Genomic DNA, 2,577 nt, shown 5'->3' with positions numbered 1-2,577 from the left:
GGCTGTACCTGCGCGTGGAGGCCGCATCCTCCACCCCGCACGCGCTCGCCACGATGATGGCGGTGTCGGTGGTGGATGGCTCCGTCTTCCCCATCCCGCCCTTCGCGGTGCTGGTCCCCATGGTCCTGGCCCAGCCGAAGAAGTGGGTGCGCTACTGCCTGCTGGGCACCCTGGCGAGCCTGGTGGGCGGCCTCATCGGCTACGGCCTGGGGGCGTTCGTGGGCGAGGGCATCACGCAGCTGCTGCACATCGACCTGAACGTGCGAGTGGACCGCTTCGGCGTGTCCGGCACGGTGGGCGAGCTGCTGGGCCAGAACTTCTGGGTGCTGGCGCTCCTGTGCTCCATCCTGCCCACGCCGTTCAAGATCGTCGCCATCGGCAGCGGCCTGGTGTCGGTGCCGCTGGAGCGCTTCCTGCTGGCGTCCATCATCGGCCGCTCGGTGCGCTTCTTCCTGGTGGGCGGAGTGGTGCGCTTCTTCGGCCCCACCGCGCGCAAGTGGCTGCGCGTCTGAGCTGACTCAGCGGGCCTGGCCGCGGCGCGTACCGCCCACCGCCAGCTTTGGGGCGCTGCCCTCCAGCACCGCCTCCACCGTGGACAGCAGCACGTCCGGGCGCACCGGCTTCTCCAGCACCTGGAGGGCCACCGTCTCCACGAACGCTCGCGCCTCCGGGGATGACGCACCTCCGGAGATGAACACCATCCGAGACGCCAGCGCGGGCGCCTCCTGCTGGAGCCACCGGTACACCGCGATGCCGTCCATGCCCGGCATCTGAAGGTCGCACAGCACCACGTCGAAGGACTCGCCCGCGGCCACCTTCGCCAGCGCGTCCTCGCCGCGCGTGACGGTGACGACCTCGTGGGCAGGCTCCAGGAGCAGGCGCATGGACTGCGCCAGCCGGGGCTCGTCGTCCACGATGAGCACCCGCCCGCGCCGCCCGGAGGCCGCCGGCGCTGGAGTCTCCTCATCGCGCGCCACCGCGTGCAGCGACGGCGGGCTCCCCCCGCTCCGCACGGGCGCGGGCGGCAGGAGCAGCGTGAAGGTGGCGCCCTGGCCCGGCACGCTGTGCACGCTCAGTTCGCCCCCGTGCGTGCGGACAATCTGCTGACAGATGGCGAGCCCCAGGCCGGTGCCCTCGTCGCTCCCCTTGGTGGTGAAGAACGGGTCGAAGATGCGCGGCAGCACGTCCGGCGGGATGCCGCCGCCCGTGTCCTCCACCTCCACGCGCGCATGGCCGGACGCGTCCGTGCGGGTGCGCACGCGCACCTCGTGGCGGCCAGGGTCCCCTTCCGGGATGGCCTGCAGGGCGTTCACCAGCAGGTTGAGCAACACCTGCCCCAACCGCGCCTCGCTGCCCATCACGCGCGGCACCGGTCCGAAGTCCTCCACCAGCCGGGCGCGCGAGCGCAGGGCGTGAAGCACCACGCGCACCGCGGGCGGCACCAGCGCGTTCAGGTCCACCAGTCCACGCTCCGGCGCGTCCTCGCGGCTGAACACCTGCAGGTCCCGGACGATGAGGCGGATGCGCTCCGCGCCCTCCTGGGCCCCGCGCACGCTGGAGAGCGCGTCGCGCACGCCTGACGGGGCCTGCGCCCCTTCCGCCGCGAGGCTCCTGCGAGCGGCCTCCAGGTTCAGCGCCAGGTAGGCCAGCGGGTTGTTGATTTCATGGCCCACGCCCGCGGCGAGCGTGCCCACGGCCGCCACGCGCTCGGCGGCCACCAGCCGCGCCTGCAGCTCCTTGGTCGCGGTGACGTCGCGGTGGGTCGCCACGAAGTGCGTCACGGCCTGGCCGTTGGCGCGCACCGGGGACAGCTGCATCTCGCTCCACACCCGCGTGCCGTCCGGCCGCGTCAGCACCACCTCCGCGCGCAGCGAACGCTCCTCGCGCAGCGCCTCCAACAGCCGCTGCCGGTCCCCGCCGTCCGCGGACGCCAGCAGCTCCCCGGGCGCCGCGCCGACGAGCTCCTCGCGCCGCCGGCCCACCAGCGCGCACAGGGCCTCGTTGACGAAGACGGTGTGGAGGCCACCCGACTCGCGCACCTCGCAGATGAGCACGCCCTCGTGCACCGCGCGCACGGTGGTGGCCAACAGCTCCAGCAGCTCCACCGCCTGACGGCGCTCCGCGCGCGCCGCCGCGAGCAGCAGGCCCGTCAGCGCGGTGATGCCGATGAAGAGCTGCAGCACCACCAGCCCCCGGTGCGGCAGGTCCACCGTGAAGAACGGGCCCAGCTCCCGCGCCGTGCCGGCGATGGCCGCCAGCGCGATGGAGAGCGAGGACAGCGCCGCCCCCCGCTGCCCGAAGCCCAGGGCCGCCCAGGCCATCAGCGGGAAGAGCAGGAACGTCATCGCGTGCGCCGCGCCGGAGCCCGGCCGGGGGAAGGCGAAGACGCCCACGCACACCATCACCGTCAGCGCCGTGAGCAGCAGCGCTTCCCACGAGCGCGCCATGCGCCGCGGCCTGCGCAGGAGCAGCACCGGCGTCACCAGCAGCATGCCCAGCAGGTCCGCCATCCACCACAGCCAGCCGGAAGCTCCCCACTGCGCGGCGGGCACCACCCCGCCCAGCACGAGCCCCAGC

Annotated in this window: 2 protein-coding genes; one reads left to right on the top strand and one right to left on the bottom strand. The window is 73.7% G+C overall.

The features are described 5' to 3' along the window. The first annotated feature begins 2 nt into the window (after positions 1–2). A complete protein-coding gene (locus tag D7V77_RS41450) occupies positions 3–512 on the top strand; it encodes a YqaA family protein (RefSeq protein WP_233597554.1) in 510 nt (169 codons plus the stop codon). Positions 513–518: 6 nt separating this feature from the next. Here D7V77_RS41450 and D7V77_RS41445 read toward each other — a convergent pair. Continuing rightward, a partial coding sequence (locus D7V77_RS41445) for an ATP-binding protein (protein ID WP_120581661.1) occupies positions 519–2,577 on the bottom strand: 2,059 nt, incomplete at its 5' end.

Origin of the sequence: Corallococcus sp. CA041A (genome assembly GCF_003612075.1) — a bacterium.
Lineage (GTDB): Bacteria > Myxococcota > Myxococcia > Myxococcales > Myxococcaceae > Corallococcus > Corallococcus exiguus.
Note: the sequence above shows the minus strand (reverse complement) of the source record. Positions and strands in the feature narration are given on the sequence as shown.